Source organism: Pseudomonas sp. R9.37 (assembly GCF_963878885.1).
In the GTDB taxonomy this organism is placed as follows: domain Bacteria; phylum Pseudomonadota; class Gammaproteobacteria; order Pseudomonadales; family Pseudomonadaceae; genus Aquipseudomonas.
Map to the genome: position 1 here is coordinate 752352 of NZ_CAWNZA010000011.1, position 20774 is coordinate 773125.

Genomic DNA, 20774 nt, shown 5'->3' on the forward strand with positions numbered 1-20774 from the left:
CCCTGCAATATCCCCCTCAACAGTGTCATGACCGAATAATCAGAATGCGGGAGAAATGCAGCATGACTCGCCAAAGCCTCAGCCAATTGCGTGTATCGCCACTGCGCTTGCAGCAAGGCCTGTTTGCCAGCTTGGCCTTGATGGTCACGTTGATTGCGGGCCAGCAGTTCCAGCATTGGCAGCAGAGTCAGCAGCAAACCCTGCAATTCGAACGTCCGGTAATGACCCAGCACCATTTCAGTTCCGTCAGCAGCGTGGCTGCCGACGTTACCGCCCCGCAATTGAGAGTGGCAGACCAGGATTCGACTCTTGGCGAGTTGCCTGCTCAAGAACGTTGGGTGTTCTAGGCAACAAAAGGTCGCTTGTGTTGAGCGGCTGCACGGCACTACCGCTGTTACCCCTATAAAAGCGTAAGGAGAATCACCATGTTGAGTTGGGCAATCACATTTCTGATCATCGCCATTGTGGCTGCAGTCCTGGGCTTCGGTGGTATCGCGGGCACCGCCACGGGTATCGCAAAAATTCTGTTTGTGGTCTTCCTGGTGATGTTCATCGCTTCGTTCTTCTTTGGTCGTCGCGGCCGAGGCTGAATATGACCACTTTGTTTATCAAAGCCTGTGCTGCCGCCCTGATTCTGGGCGGTAGCGGCCTGGCGATGGCCGCCAATGACGGCCAATCCCGGGCTAACGAATTGCTCAGTGCGGACAAGCAGTACCGCGAAACCTGGCAAAGCGTGGTGAAGAAAGAACAGCGCCTGCCGGAATGGGTGATGAACCTGTCCGGTACGGCCGAACAAATGAATGCCGTGGAAGAAGATGGCGACAAATACCTGGTCGGGCCACTCTGCGAGACCGCAGACACGTGCCTGAACAAGCGCCTGATCGTCGCCTTCAGCTACGACAAGGAAGACGCCTACGCCATGTTGGTTGAAGTCCCGGCCGGTTTGCCGGCAGACAAATCCCCAACGCGGCACGCCGATTACCGTTTTATCGGTAAACCGAACGAAGGCATGAAAAAACTGCTGATGGAACAGCTTAAGAAAGATCCGAATTGGTACTAGGTTCCGTCTGACGCATCTGTCGTCAACGGAGCCGGCGTCCATAGAAAGAAGCCTCTTTGCTTCTTTCTGTCTGCACCACTCGCCAAGAGTGATGCATGACCAGGGGGCCGGGTTGCTCTGATCGATTCGGATCGGCGTGACCTACGGGTACAGGGAGTGCCTGCGCAAGGGCCGGGTCAGGCGAAAAGCTGCGACGCAAGTTCACAAGTCCTCAAGCTTGATGAACTTGCGGCGGGCTTATCGTGCGCATTAACCCTCTTGTATGTCGCCCATAGTCGCTATTTTCTATCTCGCCTTCTCCTAACCGTTACTTGGTGTGTCGGTGCGACCTTCTATCTAGAAAATTATGCTCGCGCTATAGGACTCTTCGGACGCCAACCCCATCTAATTCCAGGCATTTTTGCCAGTAGCTCACAGACGTCCAACATCTCTGAGCGAGCCGCTAGTGGCCGGTTCACGGCATATTCACCGGGTTGAATGGCGGAATCGAACTGACCGTTCAGACAACTATTTTCAAAAAAAGCCATGCCGATTCGGCATAGGGTAGGCGTTTACGGCATTAGACGTCGCCCCCTTGCATGGGAATAGTTGCGCCTTTTTTCGCCTGCCAGTAAGCCATTTCGGCCACGCTGCGGTGACCTTCTACGGAGGCAGATGCACACACTTTTTCGCTTCCGAGCGTTCCAGATGGCGCATTTGCCTTAAGTCCACTTGAAGTAAGGGTAATGACATGAAGAAGGCAAAGCTAAGCCTCGCCTGGCAGATCCTCATCGGTTTGGTGCTGGGGATCGCAATCGGTGCAGTGCTCAACCATTTCAGTGCTGAAAAAGCCTGGTGGATCAGCAATGTGTTGCAGCCGGCGGGCGATATCTTTATCCGCCTGATCAAGATGATCGTGATCCCGATTGTGATTTCCTCACTGATCGTTGGCATCGCCGGCGTGGGTGACGCGAAGAAGCTCGGTCGCATCGGCGTCAAAACCATCCTTTACTTCGAAGTGGTCACCACCATCGCCATCGTGGTCGGTCTGTTGCTGGCCAACCTGTTCCACCCAGGCGCTGGCATCGACATGAGTACCCTGGGTACTGTCGATATCTCCAAGTACACCGCCACCGCTGCCGAAGTGCAGCATGAGCATGCGTTCATCGAGACCATCCTCAACCTGATTCCTTCGAATATCTTCGCCGCCGTCGCCCGTGGCGACATGCTGCCGATCATCTTCTTCTCGGTGCTGTTCGGCCTCGGCTTGTCGAGCCTCAAGCCGGAACTGCGCGAGCCTCTGGTTACAATGTTCCAGGGCGTTTCCGAGAGCATGTTCAAAGTCACCCACATGATCATGAAGTACGCCCCGATCGGCGTATTTGCCTTGATCGCGGTGACCGTCGCCAACTTCGGCTTCGCCTCGTTGCTGCCGCTGGCCAAGCTGGTGATTCTGGTTTACGTCGCCATTCTGTTCTTCGCCTTCGTGGTGCTGGGCCTGATCGCTCGCCTGTTCGGCTTCTCGGTGATCAAGCTGATGCGCATCTTCAAGGATGAGCTGGTGCTGGCCTACTCCACCGCCAGTTCCGAAACCGTGCTGCCGCGCGTCATCGAGAAGATGGAAGCTTACGGCGCGCCGAAGGCCATCTGCAGCTTTGTGGTACCGACCGGCTACTCGTTCAACCTCGACGGTTCGACCCTGTATCAGAGCATCGCGGCGATCTTTATCGCCCAGCTGTACGGCATTGACCTGTCGATCGGCCAGCAACTGATGCTGGTGCTGACCCTGATGGTGACCTCCAAAGGTATCGCCGGTGTGCCGGGTGTGTCCTTCGTCGTCTTGCTGGCTACCCTGGGCAGCGTGGGCATTCCGCTGGAAGGCCTGGCGTTCATCGCCGGTGTCGACCGTGTGATGGACATGGCGCGTACCGCACTCAACGTGATCGGCAACGCTTTGGCCGTATTGGTCATCTCCCGTTGGGAAGGCATGTACGACGACGCCAAAGGCGAGCGCTACTGGAACTCCCTGCCGCACTGGCGCAGCAAAGAGGCCTCGCCAGCCACCCAAGCCACCCGCGGCTGATAGCCCGCGGCGTGAACACAAACCCCGGAAAATTCCGGGGTTTGTCGTTTCTGCCAGCCCCGCTATCATTCGCCCCATCTTTCGGGGGATTCAACAGATGCTTAATGGCCTGTGGCTTGGCTTCTTTGTCGTGGCAATGGTGTCAGCACTGGCGCAATGGCTGATTGGCGGTAATGCCGGGATTTTTGCGGCGATGGTGGAAAGCATTTTCGCCATGGCCAAATTGTCGGTGGAAGTCATGGTGCTGCTGTTCGGCACCCTGACCTTATGGCTGGGCTTTTTGCGCATCGCCGAAAAAGCCGGGATCGTCGACTGGTTGGCCAAGGCCCTCGGCCCGCTGTTTCGCCGCCTGATGCCGGAAGTGCCGGCCGGCCACCCCGCCATCGGCTTGATCACCCTCAACTTCGCCGCCAATGGCCTTGGGCTGGACAACGCCGCCACGCCGATTGGCCTGAAAGCCATGAAGGCGCTGCAGGAACTCAACCCGATCCCCAACACCGCCAGTAACGCGCAGATTCTGTTCCTTGTGCTGAATGCGTCTTCGCTGACGCTGTTGCCGGTGACCATCTTCATGTACCGCGCCCAGCAAGGCGCAGCGGACCCGACGCTGGTGTTTCTGCCGATCCTGCTGGCAACCAGCGCCTCGACCCTGGTCGGCCTATTGTCGGTGGCGGTGATGCAGCGCCTGCGGCTGTGGGATCCGGTGGTGCTGGCCTACCTGGTGCCCGGCGCATTGATCCTCGGTGGCTTTATGGCGTTGCTGGCGACCTTGTCCGCCACGGCGCTGGCCGGTTTGTCATCGATCCTTGGCAACCTGACGCTGTTCGGGTTGATCATGCTGTTTTTGCTGATCGGTGCGCTGCGCAAGGTCAAGGTGTACGAGGCGTTCGTCGAAGGCGCCAAAGAGGGCTTCGACGTTGCCAAGAACCTGCTGCCGTATCTGGTGGCGATGCTGTGCGCGGTGGGCGTGTTACGCGCCTCGGGTGCGTTGGACTTCGGCCTTGAAGGCATTCGCCACCTGGTGGCCTGGACGGGCATGGACACGCGTTTTGTCGACGCGTTGCCGACCGCCATGGTCAAGCCCTTCTCCGGCAGTGCCGCGCGGGCGCTGCTGATCGAGACCATGCAAACCAAGGGCGTGGACAGCTTCCCGGCGTTGGTGGCGGCGACGATTCAGGGCAGTACGGAAACCACCTTCTACGTGTTGGCGGTGTACTTCGGCTCGGTGGGGATCCAGCGGGCGCGGCATGCGGTGGGGTGTGCGTTGCTGGCAGAGTTTGCCGGTGTCGTGGCGGCGATTGCGGTGTGCTACTGGTTCTTTGGTTAAGGCTCACACCGCTTTCGCGAGCCAGCCCGCTCCCACATTCGAACGCATTTCGTCAGAATAAACGCGGTCAAATGTGGGAGCGGGCTTGCTCGCGAAGAGGCCCTCAGCGTTTCGCAGCACTTTGACCCTGCTGCACCACCCAATCCACCACCTGCCTATTCAACTGATCCCCCGCCTGCCCAAACGCGGCAACCACCGCCGGCACTTTGGTGTCACCCACCGGCTGTCTGACCTCAAACCGGCGGCTGGCAATAATCCGTTGATCACTCCCGCGCACCAACCGCGCATCCAGGCGGATCAGCACTTCTACCGCGCTGCCATGGTACTCACTCTGAAACGCCTGCAATTGCCCGCCCAGCTCATAATCGGCCTGCAAGTTGGTCTCGTCGGTACTCAACAGCGTCACCCGCCCATCGCGCTGGAAACCGTCCATGAACCGGTTGCGCAGCAACACCGGCGTCGGGTCGCTCCAGCGTGAGTTCGCATAGCTGCTGATCAGGTCACCGTTGGGCACCACGGCAATGCGCGGGCTGTCGAGAAACTCGCTGCTCTGCGGCTTGCTCACGCGCAGCGACCAGCTCACCGGCGCGCCTTGGGTGGTCGTCTGGGCCGAAGCCAGGCGGTACACGTCCGAAGGGTCGGGCTTGGGCAAAATCGAGCAGGCGCTGATCAGCACCAAGGCCACAGGGGCGATCAGTTGATAAGCGCGCTTCATGGCGTGAACTCCTTATTCTTGTCGCTGCCCAGCAGGTAGCCGCTGGGGCTGGCTTCCAGGCGGCGGGAGATGGCGCGCAGCGAACCCAGGGTTTCGCGCAGTTCGCGCACGGCCGGCGCCAGTTCGTTGAGGCCCTGCATGCCGCTGTTCACCGAGTCCTTGTTATTGGTCAGCAAGGTGTTGATGGTTGCGGTGCTTTGTTCGAGCGATTTCATTGCCTGCTCGGCGCTGCCGAAGGCTTGCTTGCCTTGATCGTTCAACAGTCCGTTGGCGTTGCGCATCAGCACGGTGGTTTGCTCCAGGGCGGCCGTCGCCTGCTTGCTCACCTGCATCAATTGCTGCATCACCACCTTGATGTCACCGCGTTGCTCGGCGATGGCGCCAGTGGTTTGTTGCAGGTTGTCCAGCGTGTTGCTCAGGCGCTCGACGTTCTCCCGGGAGAACATGTGGTTGGCGTTGTGCAGCAGCAGGTTGATGCTGGTCATCAGGTCGTTGCTGTTATTGAGCAGGCGCGCGATCGGCGATGGTGAGGCGATGATTTCCGGCAGGTTGCCGTCCTTGCCCTTGAGCTCCGGGCTTTGCGGTGTACCGCCGCTGAGCTGGATGATCGAGGTGCCGGTGATGCCGGTCAGGGCCAGTTTGGCCTGCGTGTCTTCCTTGATCGGCGTCTGCCCGGCCAGGCGGATACGTGCCAGTACGCGGCGCGGGTCGTTGGGGTCCAGGCGCAGGCTGGTGACGTCGCCCACCTTGATCCCGCTGTACTGCACCGAGCTGCCTTGCGACAGGCCGCTGACCGCCTCGTTGAACACCACTTCATAATCCTGGAAGGCACTGTCGACGCTGGACTTGGCCAGCCACAGGCCAAACAGCATCGCGCCGACCACCACGATTACGCTGAACAGACCGATCATCACATGATGGGCTCGGGTTTCCATGTCATACCTCGTTGAGCGATTGAGCGGCATCCAATGCCGCGCGGCCGCGGGGGCCGTGGAAATATTCGTGAATCCAGGGGTCGTTCGTTTCCGAGACGACATCAATGGCATCGGCCACCAGCACTTTCTTCTGCGCCAGCACCGCCACACGGTCGGTGATGGTGTACAGCGTGTCGAGGTCGTGGGTGACCAGGAACACGCTCAGCCCCAGCGCATCGCGCAAGGTCAGGATCAGTTGGTCGAATTGCGCCGCGCCAATCGGGTCGAGGCCGGCGGTGGGTTCGTCGAGAAACAGGATGTCCGGGTCCAGCGCCAGGGCTCGGGCCAGGGCCGCACGCTTGATCATGCCGCCGGAGAGCGACGCCGGGTATTTGTCGGCCGCCGACAGCGGCAACCCCGCAAGGGCAAGCTTGACTGCAGCCAGGTGCTCGGCGTCGGCGCGGCTGAGGCCCGCGTGCTCGATCAGCGGCAGGGCGACGTTTTCGGTGACGGTCAGCGACGAAAACAGCGCGCCCTTCTGAAACAGCACGCCAAAGCGTCGCTCCACCTGTGAGCGTTGCTGTTCCGGCAGGCTCGGCAGGTTCTTGCCGAACACCCGCACCTCGCCTTCGCTGGGCCGGCGCAGGCCGACGATGCTGCGCAGCAACACCGACTTGCCGCTGCCGGAACCGCCCACCACCGCGAGGATCTCGCCTTTGTATAAATCCAGATCGAGGTTCTCGTGCACGCTCTGGCTGCCAAAGCGGTTGCACAGGCCGCGCACTTCGATCACCGCCTCGGTGGGCGCTCGGTGTAGACGACTCACCAGCCCATCTCCATAAAGAACAGCGCGGCAATCGCGTCCAGCACGATCACCACAAAAATCGATTGCACCACGCTAGAGGTGGTGTGGGCGCCGACCGATTCGGCGCTGCCGCTGACCTTGAAGCCTTCGAGGCAGCCAATCGCGGCGATCAGGAAGGCAAAGATCGGCGCTTTCACCATGCCCACCAGAAAATGCTGTACACCGATGTCCGATTGCAGCAGCGAGAAAAACATCGCCGGTGAAATATCCAGTGCCACCGCGCACACCACGCCGCCGCCGACAATCCCCGAGAGCATCGCCAGAAAGGTCAGCATCGGCAGCGACACCAGCAGCGCCATCACGCGCGGCAACACCAGCAGCTCCATCGGGTCCAGGCCCAGGGTGCGGATGGCGTCGATTTCTTCGTTGGCCTTCATCGAGCCGATTTGCGCGGTGAAGGCACTGGCAGTGCGGCCGGCGATCAGGATTGCAGTGAGCAGCACGCCAAATTCACGCAGGAAAGAGAACGCCACCAAGTCCACGGTAAAAATGGTTGCGCCGAAACTCTTGAGCACCGTAGCGCCGAGAAATGCCACCACTGCGCCGACCAAGAAGGTCAGCAAGGCCACGATGGGGGCGGCGTCGAGGCCGGTCTGTTCGATATGCGCGACCATTGGCGTAATGCGCCAGCGCTTGGGGCGCAAGATGCCGCGGGCAAAGGTTTCCAGGATCAAGCCGATAAAGCCGAGCAGCTTCTTGCTGTCTTGCCACACGGTGTCCACCGCGCGGCCGATGCGCGCCAGCACCTGGATGCCGGCGGCTTCTTCCGGGGCTTTGTCCGGCACACAAAAATCATTCAGCGAGCGGTAGACGGTCTTGAGCAGTGCGCGGTCGGCGGCGGACAAGCTGCAATCGGTCTGTTCGGCCGATTGCTCGATACGGTCGGGGCCCAGCAGCTCTACCAGCAGCGACGCGCCCGCGGTATCCAGGGCGCCCAGGCCATTGAGGTCGATGCGTGCGCCGGCGTCGTATTGGCCGTCGAGTGTGTCCGACAGCTGCTTCAGGTTTGCATAGTGGGCAAGCGTCCAGTCCCCCGTAATCCTGAGTAACGGAGGAGCGGTGGTCGTGTCGAGATGGGCGGCGCCCGCCGTAGTACTGGTGGTCATAAGCTCCGAGCTTGTTTGGCTATCCAGAATTCCTACGTAATAGCACGATACGGCCTACTTTGGCGTGTCCGTTTGTGCTGTGTCAGTGACTTTGAAGCGCAGCACGCCAATGACCTGGCCGTCCTCCGTCAGCACCCGCACTTGCCAGCGGCCTACCGCATCGGCGGGGAAGTTCTGCTTGTGCGTCCAGGCGCGGTAGCCTTCGTCGCGCCCGCCGTGGATATCCAGGGCAATGCGGTCGACCTCTTTGCCGTTGAATTTCCACACATGGTAAATCCGCTCATCCAGCCCGCGCGGCGCGTTGATTGCGGTGTAGGCGTACAGCCCGCCACTGCGCAGTTGGGCGGCGGTGACTTCCTTGAGGTCATCTCCGGGCGTCCGGTCCTGCAGTTGGGTGCTGATCGCCACTTCGGTCATCCACAGCGTGGCCGGCGGTACCCACGTGCGCAGGAACCAGCCGGCGCAGCCGATGGCGGCCGTCACCCCCAGCAGCATCGCCCAACCTTTGAAGCTGCGCAGCGGCAAGCTGACCGCCAGGCTCGGGATCGACAGCGCCATGGCCACACCCAGTGCCAATTTGTAACTTTCAGCGGTGGTCAGGTGCAGGATGATCGGCAACGCGGTGAGCAGCGCGGCGAACAAGGTCAGTGTGTGCAGCGCCAGGAACAGCGAGCGTTTCGGCGCCAGCCATTTGTAGTACAGCGGGTCGGTGATCGACACCAGTGCCGCCGCGCCGAGCAGGCCGGTGAAAACCGACTGGCCGCTGTTCCAGGTGGTGGTGACGAAAAAGAAGGGCAGCACAAAAAACAGACTTTCCTGGTGGATCATCTGGGTAGCGTAGCGCAGCAAGGGTTCGGGGATTTCGCGTTTGAAGACCTTGGCGAACAGCTGGGTGAAGCTGTTTTCCAGCATCAGCCACAGCCAGCTCACCAGCATGATCACGGCGATCCAGCTGGCCATGCCCTGCTGGCGATCCACCAGCATGAAACTGCACACACCCGAGATAAACCCACCGAGTGCGATGACCCCAGGGTAGCGCTTGATCAGGACGAGAATGCGCTGGATAAGGGGCGGCAGCTTTGGCATGAGCGATCCACAATGTGTGTAGGAAAAAACCCAGACAGAATAGCGTCTTAGCCCTGTGTTCGGTGCCTCATTACGCGATCCGTTTGCGATAAAGCCGCAGGCCGCCCAACACAATAGCGATCAACCCGAGCACGCCCGCGCCGATCCAGGTCAGGCTGTCGTAGCTCAGCAGCGGTTTTTCGATACGCCAGTAACCCGCCTGGTCAAACAGTTGGCGCATGGCTTGGTTGGCCTGCTTCAGGTTGACCGCCTTGATGCGTTTGACCGGGTCGCTGAAGTGGCCGTCGGCGTAGTCGCCGGATGCACTCCAGTAGTAATCGGCCAGCGCACTGTTGCCCTGCACGGCCCACGCCTGGCGCGCGATGGCAGCTTGCTGCAGGCGGGCGAAGGTGGCCGCGTCGAGGCCGTCCTTGAGCAGTTGCGCCTTGAGCGCTTGCAGCACCTGTTCGGCTTGCGGCAGGTTTTCGCGCTCAAGGTCGGCATTCAGGCTCAGGAAACCGACGCCGCCGAGCACTTCACGCTCGCTCCAGGGGCCGTAGGACAAACCGTGCTTGAGGCGCAGTTGGCGGTACAGCGCCCAGTCGAGGTAGTCCTTGAGCAGGTCGTAGGTTTCATCATGCTGGTCGTCCAGTACCGGTTCCGGGAACAGCCAGTGCAGTTTGGCGCTGTCACCGATCCAGCCGTGGATCAGGTCGCGATGGCTGGCGGCGGCGTGCTGGATTTCCGGAAGCGGCAAATGCTCGCTCGGCTCGATCGGATCAAGTTGGCCGTAGGTGCGTTCCAGGTAGGCCGGCAGCAGTTTGTCGAGGTCGCCGACGATGATCAGGGTCATGTTGTTGGGCGCGTACCAGTTTTTGCGCAGCGCTTGCAATTGATCGCGGGTCAAGTGGTCGACCTCGGCGCGTTCAGCGCACTTGAGCCCTAGCTCGACGGCTAATTGGTTGCTGGCGGTGTGGCCAAGGTCCTGGCGGTCGAGCAGGCGTTGCAGGTGCGAGTAATGCCCGCCGTCTTCGCGTTCGACCACGCGCTTGGCCGCAGTGATGTTGGCGTCGGTCAGTTCTGTGCGAGTAATGATGGCCAACAGCAAATCCAGCACTTTGCGCTGGTTTTGTGCGGGCGCTTCAATCACGAAAGTGGTGTCGGCGTTGCTGGTGTAGGCATTCCAGTCGCCGCCCAAGGCCTGCATGCGTTCTTCGAGGTCGCCCTCGCCGCCGCCATCGATGCCACTGAACAACACGTGTTCGAGCAGGTGCGGCAGCTCCTTTTCTTCACAAGGGAAGTCATCCAGGCCTACGCCTACCACCAGGCGGATAGCCACGTGCCCGCGCTCGGTGCCCGGTTTGAGCAGCAATTGCAGGCCGTTGGGCAAGGTGTAGCCCTCGACTTGCAGGCGGTCAAAGGCAAAGGTATGTGCCGAGCCCATGAGCAGGCAGGCGAATAACAGGCGACGCATAACAGCTTCCTGGCGAGTGAGGTCCACTGTTAACTGACTTCACTCACCGTCGTACGTTCAGGGTGAATGGGTGATGTCGGCGATATCTTCGGCCGAGAGTGCGCCGGTGTCGGACGTTTCGAGCACGACGTAGGCGCTGCTGCAGAACAGCGAGTTGAGGCGTTTCATGTCGGCAATCAGCTCCAAGTGCAGGGAACTGGTTTCCAGGCTCTGTACGATCTTGCGTTGCAGACGGCTGACGTGGGCGTGAGCCAAGCGGCGTTCCTGAGCGCGGAAGCGGCGCTTCTCGCGCAGCAGTTGGCGGGCGCTTTCCGGGTCGGCACTGAGGAACACCGACAGGCCCAGACGCAGGTTGGCAATCAGCTGGGTATGCAGGCCGGCCAGCTCCTCCAGGCCTACTTCGGAGAACTGCCGACGTTGCGAGGTTTTCTGCTGCTGGACTTTGCGCAGCATGCGCTCGATCAGGTCGCCAGCCAGTTTCAGGTTGATCGACAGTTCGATGATCTCGGCCCAACGACGGCTGTCCTGTTCGCTGAGGTCTTCACGCGGCATTTGCGCCAGGTAAAGCTTGATCGCGCTGTACAGGGCTTCAACGTCGTCACTGAGGCTGCGCATTTCCTGAGTGATGGCGGTTTGCTTGCCGCGCAACACTTCGAGCATTGCGGTGAGCATGTTGTCGATCAGGTCGCCCAGGCGCAGGGTTTCGCGCGCGGCGTTGGCCAATGCCAGGCTTGGGGTGTCGAGTGCGGCAAGGTCGAGGTGGCGCGGTTTGGCTTTGCCGTTGGTCTCGGCTTGTTCCGGTAGCAACCAGGCGCACAGGCGCGCCATTGGGCCGATCGTCGGCAGCAGAATGAGGCAGCGGCTGACGTTGTAGAGCAGGTGGAAGGTAATGACCATGCCTTGGGCGCTGTAGTCCAGGCCGTCCATCCAGCCCACGAGCGGGTCGAGCACCGGGATGATCAGCAGCAAGCCGATCAGTTTGTACAGCAGGCTGCCCAGTGCCACTTGCCGACCGGCCGCGTTCTGCATGCTGGTACTGAGAAACGCCAGCACGCCACTGCCGATGTTGGCGCCGATCACCAGGCCGATGGCCACGTGCAGGCCGATCACGCCCGCCCCGGCCAGGGTTGCCGTGAGCAGTACGGCAGCCAGGCTGGAGTAGGAAATCATCGCGAACAATGCACCGACCAGGGCATCCAGCAGGATGTCGCCGGTCAGCGAGGCAAACAGCACTTTGACGCCTTGGGCGTGAGTGATGGGCCCGGCGGCTTCGACAATCAGTTGCAGTGCCAGAATGATCAGGCCCAGGCCGATGCCGACGCGGCCCATCTGCCCTGCTCGCGTCTGTTTGCGCGACAGGAAGAAAATCACCCCGAGAAAAATCAGCAGCGGCGACAGCCAGGACAGGTCAAAGGTCAGCACGCGCGCCATCAACGCTGTACCGACGTCGGCACCGAGCATGGTCGCCAAGGCAGGCGTGAGCCCCATCAGGCCCTGGCCGACAAAGGATGTCACCAGCATTGCCGTGGCGTTACTGCTTTGCACCATGGCCGTCACCAGGATACCGGCGACAAACGCCAGCCAGCGCTTGGACATGTTCTGCCCGATGACTTGGCGCAAGTTGGAGCCGTAGACCCGCAAGATGCCGGTACGGACGATATGCGTGCCCCAGATAAGCAGGGTCACGGCGGAAAGCAGATTGAGCAAGGTCAGCATGCTCGGCCCCCCGTGTGGGTTAGCTCAAAAAGAGCAAATAAGAATTGCCGCGTGCCGCTCTACGTCTTGTACTTAAGCTGTAGTTGGCGAATGGGCTGCGCGCCAGCATCGCATAGCTAAAGTCGTGTTTGAAATAAAACTGTCATGAAATCAGTTTTTTGCAGATGAAAAAAGGGGCTCGAAAGCCCCTTTTCAGCAGCGGGTCGGTGTTATTGACCCGGAATGTCCTTGCGCAGTTTCACTGGATCCTGCTGTTTCTTCTTTTTCGCGATGGCGGTGCGCATCTTGATATTGATCGCTTCCACCGCCAGCGAGAACGCCATGGCGAAGTAGACGTAGCCTTTTGGCACGTGCACGTCGAAGGATTCGGCAATCAGCACCGTACCCACTACCAGCAGGAACGACAGCGCGAGCATCTTCAGCGACGGGTGCTTGTCGATGAATTCGCTGATGGTGCCAGCAGCCAGCATCATCACCAGAACGGCCACCACGATCGCTGCCACCATCACCGGCACGTGAGAAACCATGCCAACCGCAGTAATCACCGAGTCCAGCGAGAACACGATGTCGATGATGGCGATCTGAATGATGGTGTAGATGAACTTGCCGCCGGCGCCTTTCGGCTCGTCGTGGGTTTCGTCTTCGCCTTCCAGTGCGTGGTACATCTCCTGGGAGCTTTTCCACAGCAGGAACAGGCCACCGAAGAACAGGATCAGGTCGCGGCCGGAAATGCCTTGGCCGAAGACCACGAACAGGTCGGCGGTCAGTTGCATGACCCAGGTGATCGACAGCAGCAGCAGGATTCGCGTGACCATGGCCAGGGCCAGGCCGAAGATCCGGGTGCGCGCCTGCATATGCTTGGGCATGCGGCTGACCAGGATCGAAATCATGATGATGTTATCGATGCCCAGGACGATCTCGAGGGCCGTCAGGGTGAAGAAGGCAATCCAGATTTCCGGATTGGTCAGCCATTCCATGTGTATTCCTTTGAGCAAATGTTAAACCGCGCAAGCTGCAGCGCCGCGCGGGTGAGTGGGTACGATTATAGAGTGCTGAACAGCGGAAAAATCCCCATCAGCAAAGCGGCGAACATTATGCACAGGCATACCAGCACTGCCCACTTGAGGGTAAAGCGTTGGTGATCGCCAAATTCGATACCGGCCAGGGCTACCAGCAGGTAGGTCGAAGGGACCAGCGGGCTGAGCAGATGCACGGGCTGGCCGACGATAGACGCGCGGGCCATTTCCACGGCGGTGATGCCATAGTGGCTGGCGGCTTCGGCGAGTACCGGCAGTACGCCGTAGTAAAACGCATCGTTGGACATGAAGAAAGTAAACGGCATGCTCACCAGCGCGGTGATCACCGCCAGGTAAGGGCCCATCGCTTCGGGGATGACCGCCAGCAAGCTTTTGGACATGGCGTCGACCATGCCGGTGCCCGACAGGATGCCGGTGAAAATACCGGCAGCGAAGATCAGCCCCACCACCGCCAGTACGCTGCCTGCGTGGGCAGCGACGCGGTCTTTCTGCTGTTGCAGGCACGGGTAGTTGACGATCATCGCGATGCTGAACGCCACCATGAACAGCACTGGCAGCGGCAACAAGCCGGCGATCAGGGTGCACATCAAGGCAAAGGTCAGGGCGCCGTTGAACCAGATCAGCTTCGGACGACGAGCATCCGGGAACTGCGACACGCTGATCTCGCTGTGGTCGATCTCGTCACCCTGCAGGTGCAGTTCGCCCAGGCGAGCTCGTTCGCGTTTACCGTACATATAAGCAATCGCCAGGATGGCCACGACGCCGGCGGCCATGGCGGGGATCATCGGTACGAAAATATCCGAGGGGTCTACGTGCAGCGCACTGGCGGCGCGGGCGGTCGGGCCGCCCCATGGCGTCATGTTCATTACGCCACCGGCGAGGATGATCAGGCCGGCCATGATCCGCGGGCTCATGCCGATGCGCTGGTACAACGGCAGCATGGCGGCGACGCAGATCATGTAGGTGGTAGCGCCGTCACCGTCGAGAGACACCACCAGTGCCAGCACGGCGGTACCGACCGACACTTTCAGCGGGTCGCCCTTGACCATCTTGAGGATCTTGCGCACGGCCGGGTCGAACAGCCCGGAGTCGATCATCAGGGCAAAGTACAGAATGGCGAACATCAGCATCACGCCGGTCGGCGCAAGCTTGGTGATGCCCGCAAGCATCATCGGCCCGATCTCGGGTGCAAAGCCACCAAACAGGGCGAACAGGATGGGCACGATGATCAAGGCAATCAGCGCGGAAAGGCGCTTGGTCATGATCAGGAACATGAACGTGATGACCATGGCAAAGCCAAGGAAAGTCAGCATAGGAATACTCCAGGCGTAGCGCGGCTAGGGAATGGCGAACCGGTTTGGGGTCAGCGCAGTACGAAAGGCACGTGGCGTACGGGTGGAGTTGGAGCGAAAAGGCAAGGACGAGCGGACATCGGGAATCACCATTGTTGTTGTTAACAGCCGGTCTGTTGCCGACAGTGGTGGCGATCCTAGACGTGGAAGCTTTCAGCCAGCTTTCGCTGTGTAATCAGATGATGAGAGGTTTTTCTGGTTCTTCTGTAGGGCGAGTCAGCTTGTGTGGGGCGAATTATGGAAGCTCCAGGCCCCCCGCCGCTTTGTGCAGCGCCCTCAGGTGCTCGCCCACCTGTTTGAGATTGGCTTCACACGCGGCAATTTCGGCGGCGCGGGAAGGTTCGAGCAGCACCCTCACCTCTTTATCCAGATCGCCGGTCAAAGATTGCAGCTGCTTCTGGCGCTCGGCGCTTTCCGATTCCAGGCGTTTGGATTCCGACGGTTGTGGCAGGCCGTAGCCACTGCTGCCCAGTAGCTCCGCCGGGCGGCTGAGGAAGCCGCTGTTGGCGAGGATCTGTTGCAGGGTGTTGTTGGCTTTTTCCATGCCGCCGTTTTTCAGCTCGCGAGCACCGAGGTAGCGTTGTTTGACTTCGTCCTGGGCCAACATCAGCTGTTTGCGATAGCTCGCCTGTTCCAGCAGCAACAGCGCGGCGCTGGTGCGCAGGTCGGCCTGGCTGAACCATTGGCGGCGTTCTTCTGCGCTGAGGGACAGCCAGTCTTCGACCTCGGTCTGCTTGATCGGCAAGTGTTTGCGCAGGACATCGAACATCGCCTGGTAACGCTCGCGGAACGAGTCGAAGTGATAACCCAGGCGCAGTGCCTCGCGTTTGTCCTTGAGGACGCTGGTGTCGGCCAGGCCGCGTGCGCTGAGCACTTCCAGCAGACCGTTGGGGGTGATGTTGTCCAGCCCGGTCAGCTGTGGGTTGGCGCTGCCACTGCGCAGGAGTTTGAGGCTTTCGACCGCACAGTTGTTGGAGATGAAGAAGTAGTTGCCGTCGTAGCTCCAATGCATTTCGGCGGCATGCTCGACGGTGTCGTTGATCTCTTGGCGGGTGAGTTTCAGCGGTACGGATGCCAGCCCGCGCAGTTCGGTCTTGGTGTATTCGTCGATGACTTGGGCCAGGGGCAGCACGAACAGGCGTGACGGGTATTTGCCCACCAGGCCATCCCAGCTCGACAGCTGTACGTCACCGACAAAGGCGCGGTAGGACAGGACCAGGTGTTGGTCCAGGTCCAGGCGGCAATCCGGGCCGCGCGGGCGACCGGGCGCGCAGATCACCAGGCGCAACATGCTATGGCCCCAGCGGCTGACCAGGTTCTGGTTGGCTTCGGCCAGCAGGTAGTCGATTTCGTACACGCGCTCCGGATCGATCTGGCCCAGTGGCGTCTTGGCGAAATCGTTGCCTGCATTCAGGAAGGCGTAGGTTTTGGCGCAGGTGTCTTGCTCGGGCGGCGCCCAGCCGAAGTGTTCCTTGTAGTAGCGAAACAGCGCGGGGCGACGGCAGGCGTAGCTCGGGTCGAGCAGGAAGTACTCCATGTTGACTGCCACGAACTCCAGCGGGCTGGTGGTTTCGTAGATGTCCGGGCTACGGGCAACCTGGTGGTTGTGTTGTTCACGCTCGCCGCGACGGCCCACGTATTGCGGCCAGCCGGCGAGGTCCAGCAGGCGCGGGTCGTCACTCAAGGTAAAGCGGCGATCATTCTGGCCACGGCATTGATCGGGCAGACCGATCAGGCCGGTGATGTTGTTTTGGCGGCTACACCGCTGGATGAGCGCGCGGTCGTCTTTGGACCACAGGCGCGCACGGTCATAGATGTGGGTCAGCTCATGCAGCACGGTGGCGAGCATTTCGCGGCGCACAGTGCCGTGTGGGCGATTGGTTTTTTGGGTGGCGGCGCTGCCGTCGGTCAGGCTGGCGAGCAGGTTCTGATTCAGATCAAGCTCGGACACCAGTGAGGCCTGACCATAGGCGTTTTCAGGCATTTTGTCGGTCCAGCCGACATCGATGCGTCGGTCCAGTTGCTCGACAAAGCGCGGCGGCAAGGCGCGCATCGCTTCATCAAGCAATGCCTGGCTGGCCTGCTGTTCGGCCGGGCTCAAGCCATCGGTCTTGAGCCGCAGTTGCAGGCTGGCCTGGGCTGCGCCTGCACAGAGCAGCACAGTCCCGGCCAATAGCCAGGCGACCAGGCGCCTCACAGAGCGAGGATGGCTTCGGCGAGCGTCTGGTCACTGGCATCGCGAGCTTGCGGCACGCGGGTTCGCAGGGTGTCAAAGGCGGCTTCCAATTGCGCACCACGGATCTCGCCATTGGTGGCGACGAAACTGGCGGCGTCGTCGTGGGCTTCGCGTACGACTTTGGAGTCGCGTATGGACGTGGTGGTGTCCGAGGTGAAGTCAATGGTGCGGGCCGAGGCACGCACGACGATGTTACTGGTGGCCTTCAAGGTTTGCGCGTGGGCGACATCGGCCAACAACAGCAGGCCGAGAGCGGCGGCGATCAGCGGGCTACGCATGGAATAACTCCAAAATACAAAGATGATTATTGGACGAGAATTGCTTGCGCCAGTTCAAGGTCGCTTGCATGAAGTTTTGGCTGGGTGCGGCGCAGATAATCCAGCGCGGATTCCAGACGAGCGCCCCGCCATTGGCCGTCAGTGGCGATAAAAGCGGCAGCGTCATCCTGGGCGGCCATTACCAACTTTCTGTCAAAGGGCGCTGACGTCACCTTGCTGGTGGCGTAGGCACTGATGACGGTGCTCTGGGTGGACACATCAAAGGCCGAAGCCAAGGGTGACCAGCAGACGGAAAATAATACGGGAACGATCAACAGGCGGTATGAAAAAACCATGAGACTCGACAACTGAAAGCGAGCGCCAAGGCTAGCGCAACGCCCGGGCGAGAGCCAGCGCTGACACATGAGGTAGCAGCTGGCGCGCTTTTATGCCGATCTGCGTCAGATAGCCAGGATCGCTTGGGCGAGCTGCGTGTCACTCGCGGCATTCAGTTGCGGGGCTTGTTGGCGGATCTGGGCCAGGGCGCTTTCCAGCTTCACGCCACGGATGGCGCCTTCGCTGGCAACGAAGCTGGCGGCGTCATCGCGAGCGGCCTGGACGACCTTGTTGTCACGCAGGGAGGAGGTGGCATCCGAGCTGGCATCGGAGGTGGCTTTCAGCGCGCCGACGATCGAATCGGTGGTCACGATAAGGCTGCTTGCGTTGGCATTGGCAGCCACGGCCAACAGGGCTGCGGCACTCAGCAGGCGAAGACGGGACATGGAATGACTCCTGTAGATGAACAAATAAAGCGGCGCAAAGCGGCCACCGTGAAACCGACGTTGTTGCAATTGAGCATCAGACGTCGGTTCTACAAGGTTCGCCACGTGATGACGCGATCTTAAGCTGCCGTTTATCTATTCGGAAAGCCTCGCAGCGGTTTAGTCGCGCCAGAACGGTTTGGACAGCTCGGCGATCCGGTCGCCCTGGCTGATGCCTGCGTCCGACAGCTCCCGAACGCTGAGTTGGGCCAGTTGTTGGCGCTCATAGGCCCGTTTAGCCCATCGAGCCAGGGCACTGGCGGTACGAATAAGCAGTCGTTTACTGGACGAGGCGCGCATGGGGATGGCCTTTCATGAGGGAGTGAAACTCCATGTTGGGCGCGTCTTTGATACCAATACAGATACACCAAGTCTAAATTGTACTGCTTAACTGTAGTATTTTTTAAACTGTACTGGTCGCTAGACAGTTTATCTGTTTGGCGATGCAAGAACCGAAATCCAGAAACAGCAAAGCCCGCCTCCGGCTACCCGGGGCGGGCTTTGCTTTGACAAATCAGGGTGCTGGCAGTGGACCCGGTGGGTCAGGGCCAGCGGGCGCCAATTAGCGCCAGAACGGCTTGCTCAGCTCTTCGTAGCGTTGAGCTTCGCTGATACCGGCGTCAGCCAGCAGACGCGAATCCAGACGAGCGAGTTGATGGCGGCTGGAGATGCGGCGCTGCCACAACATCAGGTTGGCGAGAACGCGCAAAGGCAGGGAAGCCTGGGTGTTTACAGCTTTTTCTTCGAAGAACAGATCGGAACTGAGTGTACGTTCCATGATGACATCCTTCCGCTTGTGGCGGGATTAGATAGTGGTTTAACTGATGCCAATGATCCTCCTCCGGCGCAAGACTCTGTAGATACAGTTCACCTGTATTGTGAAGGGCCAGTTAACTGTTTATACCCGCTGTACTGTACGGAAATGGGGCAACTGTACCTGTCCGCACTGAAACAGTGCGAAATAGGCGATTTAGGTGAGGTATGCAGGAATATTCGGTGGGAAATGACCGGTACAGCAGTACAGTTTTTCTCTGAATTGATTCGGGTGCGTTCGAGCTGAAGCCACTGTGTGTGCATCAGCTCGAAGCTGTATCAATCACGCCTTGAGCATATGCCCGGTTTCTTCCAGGTTAATGTGCCAGCTCAGTGCCTCGCGCAGGATATGCGGGGTATGCCCGCCGATAGCACAGGCGGCATTGAAGTAGCTGTTCAGCGCATCGCGGTACGCCGGATGCACACAGTTGTCGATGATCACCCGGGCCCGTTCCCGTGGCGCTAGGCCGCGCAAGTCGGCAAGGCCAATTTCGGTGACCAGGATGTCGACATCATGCTCAGTGTGGTCCACATGGCTGACCATCGGCACGACGCTGGAGATGGCGCCGCCCTTGGCGATCGACTTGGTAACGAAGATTGCCAGGTGCGCATTGCGCGCGAAGTCCCCGGAGCCGCCAATACCGTTCATCATCCGCGTGCCACATACATGGGTGGAATTGACGTTGCCGTAGATGTCGAATTCCAGCGCGGTATTGATGCCGATAATGCCCAGGCGACGCACCACCTCAGGGTGGTTGGAGATTTCCTGTGGCCGCAGCACCAGCTTGTCCTTGTAGTGCTCCAGGTTGCCGAACACGTCGGCGTTGCGCCGTTGCGACAAGGTAATCGAGCTGCCGGAAGCGAAGCTCAGCTTGCCCGCATCGATCAGGTCGAAAGTCGAATCCTGCAGGACTTCCGAATACATCGTCAGGTCTTCAAACGGCGATTCGATCAAACCGCACATCACTGCGTTGGCAATGTTGCCAATCCCGGCCTGCAGCGGGCCGAGCTTGTTGGTCATGCGACCGGCGTCCACTTCCTGTTTGAGGAAATTGATCAGGTGATTGGCGATGCCTTGGGTATCGGCGTCCGGCGGCGTCACGGTGGACGCGGAATCAGGCTGGTTGGTGATTACGATAGCGACAATCTTTTCCGGCGGGATCGGAATCGCGGTGCTGCCGATGCGGTCGTCGACCTTGACCAGCGGGATCGGCGTGCGCGTCGGCCGGTAGGTTGGAATATAAATGTCGTGCAACCCTTCCAGGTTCGGGTTGTGCGCCAGGTTGATCTCAACGATCACGTGCTTGGCGAAAATCGCAAAGCTGGCCGAGTTGCCCACGGAGGTGGTCGGCACGATATGGCCTTGCTCGGTGATCGCGACGGCTTCGATCACGGCAATATCCGGCAGCTTGAGCTGGTTGTTGCGCAGTTGCTCGACGGTTTCCGACAAATGCTGATCGATAAACATCACCTCGCCGGCGTTGATCGCCTTGCGCAGGGTGCTGTCGACCTGAAATGGCATGCGTCGGGACAGCACACCGGCTTCGGTCAGTTGCTTGTCCAGGTCATTGCCCAGGCTGGCGCCGGTCATCAGGGTGATTTTCAGCGGCGAAGTCTTGGCGCGTTCGGCCAGGGCGTGAGGGACGGCCTTGGCTTCACCGGCTCGGGTGAAGCCGCTCATGCCGACGGTCATGCCGTCCTCGATCAGTGCGGCGGCGTCTGCCGCGCTCATGACCTTGTTCAACAACGAAGGCAAGCGGATACGATCACGGTACATGAATTGTTATCTCAGGCTACGGAAGCAAGGTGGGCAGTGTAGTGATTTCAAAAAAATTCGGCCCGCTACCATGGTCGAATGCCAGGCGGCGATTTAGAGCCTTTGGTCGGGTTTAATCCAGCAATAAAAAACCCCAGCCTACTGCAGGCCAGGGTTTCGGGTATTGCGCTGGCGCAG

General features: G+C 60.0%; 21 protein-coding genes. 5 read left to right on the plus strand and 16 right to left on the minus strand.

Translation table 11 applies throughout. The features are described from left to right. The first annotated feature begins 62 nt into the window (after positions 1–62). The 5 genes from AACU78_RS10105 (at position 63) to AACU78_RS10125 (ending at position 4449) form a co-directional block, all read left to right on the plus strand. Positions 63–347 carry a hypothetical protein gene (locus AACU78_RS10105; protein WP_106576045.1) on the plus strand — a complete coding sequence of 95 codons (285 nt, stop codon included), beginning with the start codon at positions 63–65 and terminating at the stop codon, positions 345–347. Between the two features lie 78 nt (positions 348–425). Further along, on the plus strand, positions 426–590 hold the full coding sequence (locus AACU78_RS10110) for a DUF1328 domain-containing protein (protein WP_003170804.1): 165 nt from the start codon (positions 426–428) through the stop codon (positions 588–590). Positions 591–592: 2 nt separating this feature from the next. Then, positions 593–1060: an inhibitor of vertebrate lysozyme family protein gene (locus AACU78_RS10115; RefSeq protein ID WP_106576046.1), complete on the plus strand. Its 468-nt coding sequence runs from the start codon at positions 593–595 to the stop codon at positions 1058–1060. A gap of 730 nt (positions 1061–1790) precedes the next feature. After that, on the plus strand, positions 1791–3122 hold the full coding sequence (gene gltP / locus AACU78_RS10120; RefSeq protein ID WP_106576047.1) for a glutamate/aspartate:proton symporter GltP: 1332 nt from the start codon (positions 1791–1793) through the stop codon (positions 3120–3122). A 97-nt stretch (positions 3123–3219) separates the two neighbouring features. Further along, positions 3220–4449 (plus strand): nucleoside recognition domain-containing protein, encoded by a 1230-nt coding sequence (locus tag AACU78_RS10125; RefSeq protein ID WP_106576048.1) that lies wholly within the window; start codon positions 3220–3222, stop codon positions 4447–4449. Between the two features lie 103 nt (positions 4450–4552). On the opposite strand, the gene AACU78_RS10130 is transcribed toward AACU78_RS10125, so the two are convergent. The 16 genes from AACU78_RS10130 to AACU78_RS10205 all read right to left on the minus strand — a co-directional run bounded on the left by AACU78_RS10130 (position 4553) and on the right by AACU78_RS10205 (position 20597). Next, entirely contained in the window at positions 4553–5164 is a 612-nt protein-coding gene (locus tag AACU78_RS10130; protein WP_106576049.1) for an ABC-type transport auxiliary lipoprotein family protein, read from the minus strand. Further along, positions 5161–6099: an MlaD family protein gene (locus AACU78_RS10135; RefSeq protein WP_106576050.1), complete on the minus strand. Its 939-nt coding sequence runs from the start codon at positions 6097–6099 to the stop codon at positions 5161–5163. Before AACU78_RS10135 ends, AACU78_RS10130 begins: the two co-directional genes overlap by 4 nt. 1 nt (position 6100) lies before the next feature. Beyond that, positions 6101–6904 (minus strand): ABC transporter ATP-binding protein, encoded by an 804-nt coding sequence (locus tag AACU78_RS10140; RefSeq protein ID WP_106576051.1) that lies wholly within the window; start codon positions 6902–6904, stop codon positions 6101–6103. Next, on the minus strand, positions 6901–8049 hold the full coding sequence (locus tag AACU78_RS10145; RefSeq protein ID WP_106576052.1) for an ABC transporter permease: 1149 nt from the start codon (positions 8047–8049) through the stop codon (positions 6901–6903). The genes AACU78_RS10140 and AACU78_RS10145 overlap by 4 nt, the downstream gene beginning before the upstream one ends. 54 nt (positions 8050–8103) lie before the next feature. Next, complete coding sequence (locus tag AACU78_RS10150; protein ID WP_106576053.1) at positions 8104–9135, minus strand: DUF5924 family protein; 1032 nt, start codon at positions 9133–9135, stop codon at positions 8104–8106. Between the two features lie 70 nt (positions 9136–9205). Then, positions 9206–10588, minus strand: coding sequence for a M16 family metallopeptidase (locus tag AACU78_RS10155; RefSeq protein ID WP_106576054.1), 1383 nt, complete (start codon positions 10586–10588; stop codon positions 9206–9208). A 57-nt stretch (positions 10589–10645) separates the two neighbouring features. Beyond that, positions 10646–12304 (minus strand): Na/Pi cotransporter family protein, encoded by a 1659-nt coding sequence (locus AACU78_RS10160; RefSeq protein ID WP_106576055.1) that lies wholly within the window; start codon positions 12302–12304, stop codon positions 10646–10648. Between the two features lie 209 nt (positions 12305–12513). Then, positions 12514–13281 carry a TerC family protein gene (locus AACU78_RS10165; RefSeq protein ID WP_106576056.1) on the minus strand — a complete coding sequence of 256 codons (768 nt, stop codon included), beginning with the start codon at positions 13279–13281 and terminating at the stop codon, positions 12514–12516. 65 nt (positions 13282–13346) lie between these two features. Beyond that, on the minus strand, positions 13347–14654 hold the full coding sequence (locus AACU78_RS10170; protein ID WP_106576057.1) for a CitMHS family transporter: 1308 nt from the start codon (positions 14652–14654) through the stop codon (positions 13347–13349). 274 nt (positions 14655–14928) lie between these two features. After that, entirely contained in the window at positions 14929–16890 is a 1962-nt protein-coding gene (locus AACU78_RS10175) for a DUF7844 domain-containing protein (protein ID WP_106576058.1), read from the minus strand. After that, positions 16887–17207: a DUF2388 domain-containing protein gene (locus AACU78_RS10180; protein WP_106576059.1), complete on the minus strand. Its 321-nt coding sequence runs from the start codon at positions 17205–17207 to the stop codon at positions 16887–16889. Before AACU78_RS10180 ends, AACU78_RS10175 begins: the two co-directional genes overlap by 4 nt. 26 nt (positions 17208–17233) lie before the next feature. After that, positions 17234–17542 carry a DUF2388 domain-containing protein gene (locus AACU78_RS10185; RefSeq protein ID WP_106576060.1) on the minus strand — a complete coding sequence of 103 codons (309 nt, stop codon included), beginning with the start codon at positions 17540–17542 and terminating at the stop codon, positions 17234–17236. 105 nt (positions 17543–17647) lie between these two features. Then, positions 17648–17968, minus strand: a complete 321-nt coding sequence (locus tag AACU78_RS10190; protein WP_106576061.1) for a DUF2388 domain-containing protein — start codon at positions 17966–17968, stop codon at positions 17648–17650. A 159-nt stretch (positions 17969–18127) separates the two neighbouring features. Then, positions 18128–18307: a DUF1127 domain-containing protein gene (locus tag AACU78_RS10195; protein ID WP_106576062.1), complete on the minus strand. Its 180-nt coding sequence runs from the start codon at positions 18305–18307 to the stop codon at positions 18128–18130. Positions 18308–18569: 262 nt separating this feature from the next. Beyond that, positions 18570–18785 (minus strand): DUF1127 domain-containing protein, encoded by a 216-nt coding sequence (locus AACU78_RS10200; RefSeq protein WP_003214752.1) that lies wholly within the window; start codon positions 18783–18785, stop codon positions 18570–18572. 318 nt (positions 18786–19103) lie between these two features. Then, a complete protein-coding gene (locus tag AACU78_RS10205; RefSeq protein WP_106576063.1) occupies positions 19104–20597 on the minus strand; it encodes an acetyl-CoA hydrolase/transferase family protein in 1494 nt (497 codons plus the stop codon). Between the last annotated feature and the right edge of the window lie 177 nt (positions 20598–20774).

Excerpts from the sequence above, each read along its gene's own strand:
- AACU78_RS10135 (WP_106576050.1), bottom strand. The coding sequence starts at position 6,099 with ATGGAAACCCGAGCCCATCATGTGATGATCGGTCTGTTCAGCGTAATC.
- AACU78_RS10205 (WP_106576063.1), bottom strand. The coding sequence starts at position 20,597 with ATGTACCGTGATCGTATCCGCTTGCCTTCGTTGTTGAACAAGGTCATG.
- AACU78_RS10155 (WP_106576054.1), bottom strand. The coding sequence starts at position 10,588 with ATGCGTCGCCTGTTATTCGCCTGCCTGCTCATGGGCTCGGCACATACC.
- AACU78_RS10110 (WP_003170804.1), top strand. The coding sequence starts at position 426 with ATGTTGAGTTGGGCAATCACATTTCTGATCATCGCCATTGTGGCTGCA.
- AACU78_RS10130 (WP_106576049.1), bottom strand. The coding sequence starts at position 5,164 with ATGAAGCGCGCTTATCAACTGATCGCCCCTGTGGCCTTGGTGCTGATC.
- AACU78_RS10180 (WP_106576059.1), bottom strand. The coding sequence starts at position 17,207 with ATGCGTAGCCCGCTGATCGCCGCCGCTCTCGGCCTGCTGTTGTTGGCC.
- AACU78_RS10170 (WP_106576057.1), bottom strand. The coding sequence starts at position 14,654 with ATGCTGACTTTCCTTGGCTTTGCCATGGTCATCACGTTCATGTTCCTG.
- AACU78_RS10195 (WP_106576062.1), bottom strand. The coding sequence starts at position 18,307 with ATGCGCGCCTCGTCCAGTAAACGACTGCTTATTCGTACCGCCAGTGCC.
- AACU78_RS10145 (WP_106576052.1), bottom strand. The coding sequence starts at position 8,049 with ATGACCACCAGTACTACGGCGGGCGCCGCCCATCTCGACACGACCACC.
- AACU78_RS10125 (WP_106576048.1), top strand. The coding sequence starts at position 3,220 with ATGCTTAATGGCCTGTGGCTTGGCTTCTTTGTCGTGGCAATGGTGTCA.
- AACU78_RS10115 (WP_106576046.1), top strand. The coding sequence starts at position 593 with ATGACCACTTTGTTTATCAAAGCCTGTGCTGCCGCCCTGATTCTGGGC.
- AACU78_RS10200 (WP_003214752.1), bottom strand. The coding sequence starts at position 18,785 with ATGGAACGTACACTCAGTTCCGATCTGTTCTTCGAAGAAAAAGCTGTA.
- AACU78_RS10160 (WP_106576055.1), bottom strand. The coding sequence starts at position 12,304 with ATGCTGACCTTGCTCAATCTGCTTTCCGCCGTGACCCTGCTTATCTGG.
- AACU78_RS10150 (WP_106576053.1), bottom strand. The coding sequence starts at position 9,135 with ATGCCAAAGCTGCCGCCCCTTATCCAGCGCATTCTCGTCCTGATCAAG.
- gltP (WP_106576047.1), top strand. The coding sequence starts at position 1,791 with ATGAAGAAGGCAAAGCTAAGCCTCGCCTGGCAGATCCTCATCGGTTTG.
- AACU78_RS10190 (WP_106576061.1), bottom strand. The coding sequence starts at position 17,968 with ATGTCCCGTCTTCGCCTGCTGAGTGCCGCAGCCCTGTTGGCCGTGGCT.
- AACU78_RS10165 (WP_106576056.1), bottom strand. The coding sequence starts at position 13,281 with ATGGAATGGCTGACCAATCCGGAAATCTGGATTGCCTTCTTCACCCTG.
- AACU78_RS10105 (WP_106576045.1), top strand. The coding sequence starts at position 63 with ATGACTCGCCAAAGCCTCAGCCAATTGCGTGTATCGCCACTGCGCTTG.
- AACU78_RS10185 (WP_106576060.1), bottom strand. The coding sequence starts at position 17,542 with ATGGTTTTTTCATACCGCCTGTTGATCGTTCCCGTATTATTTTCCGTC.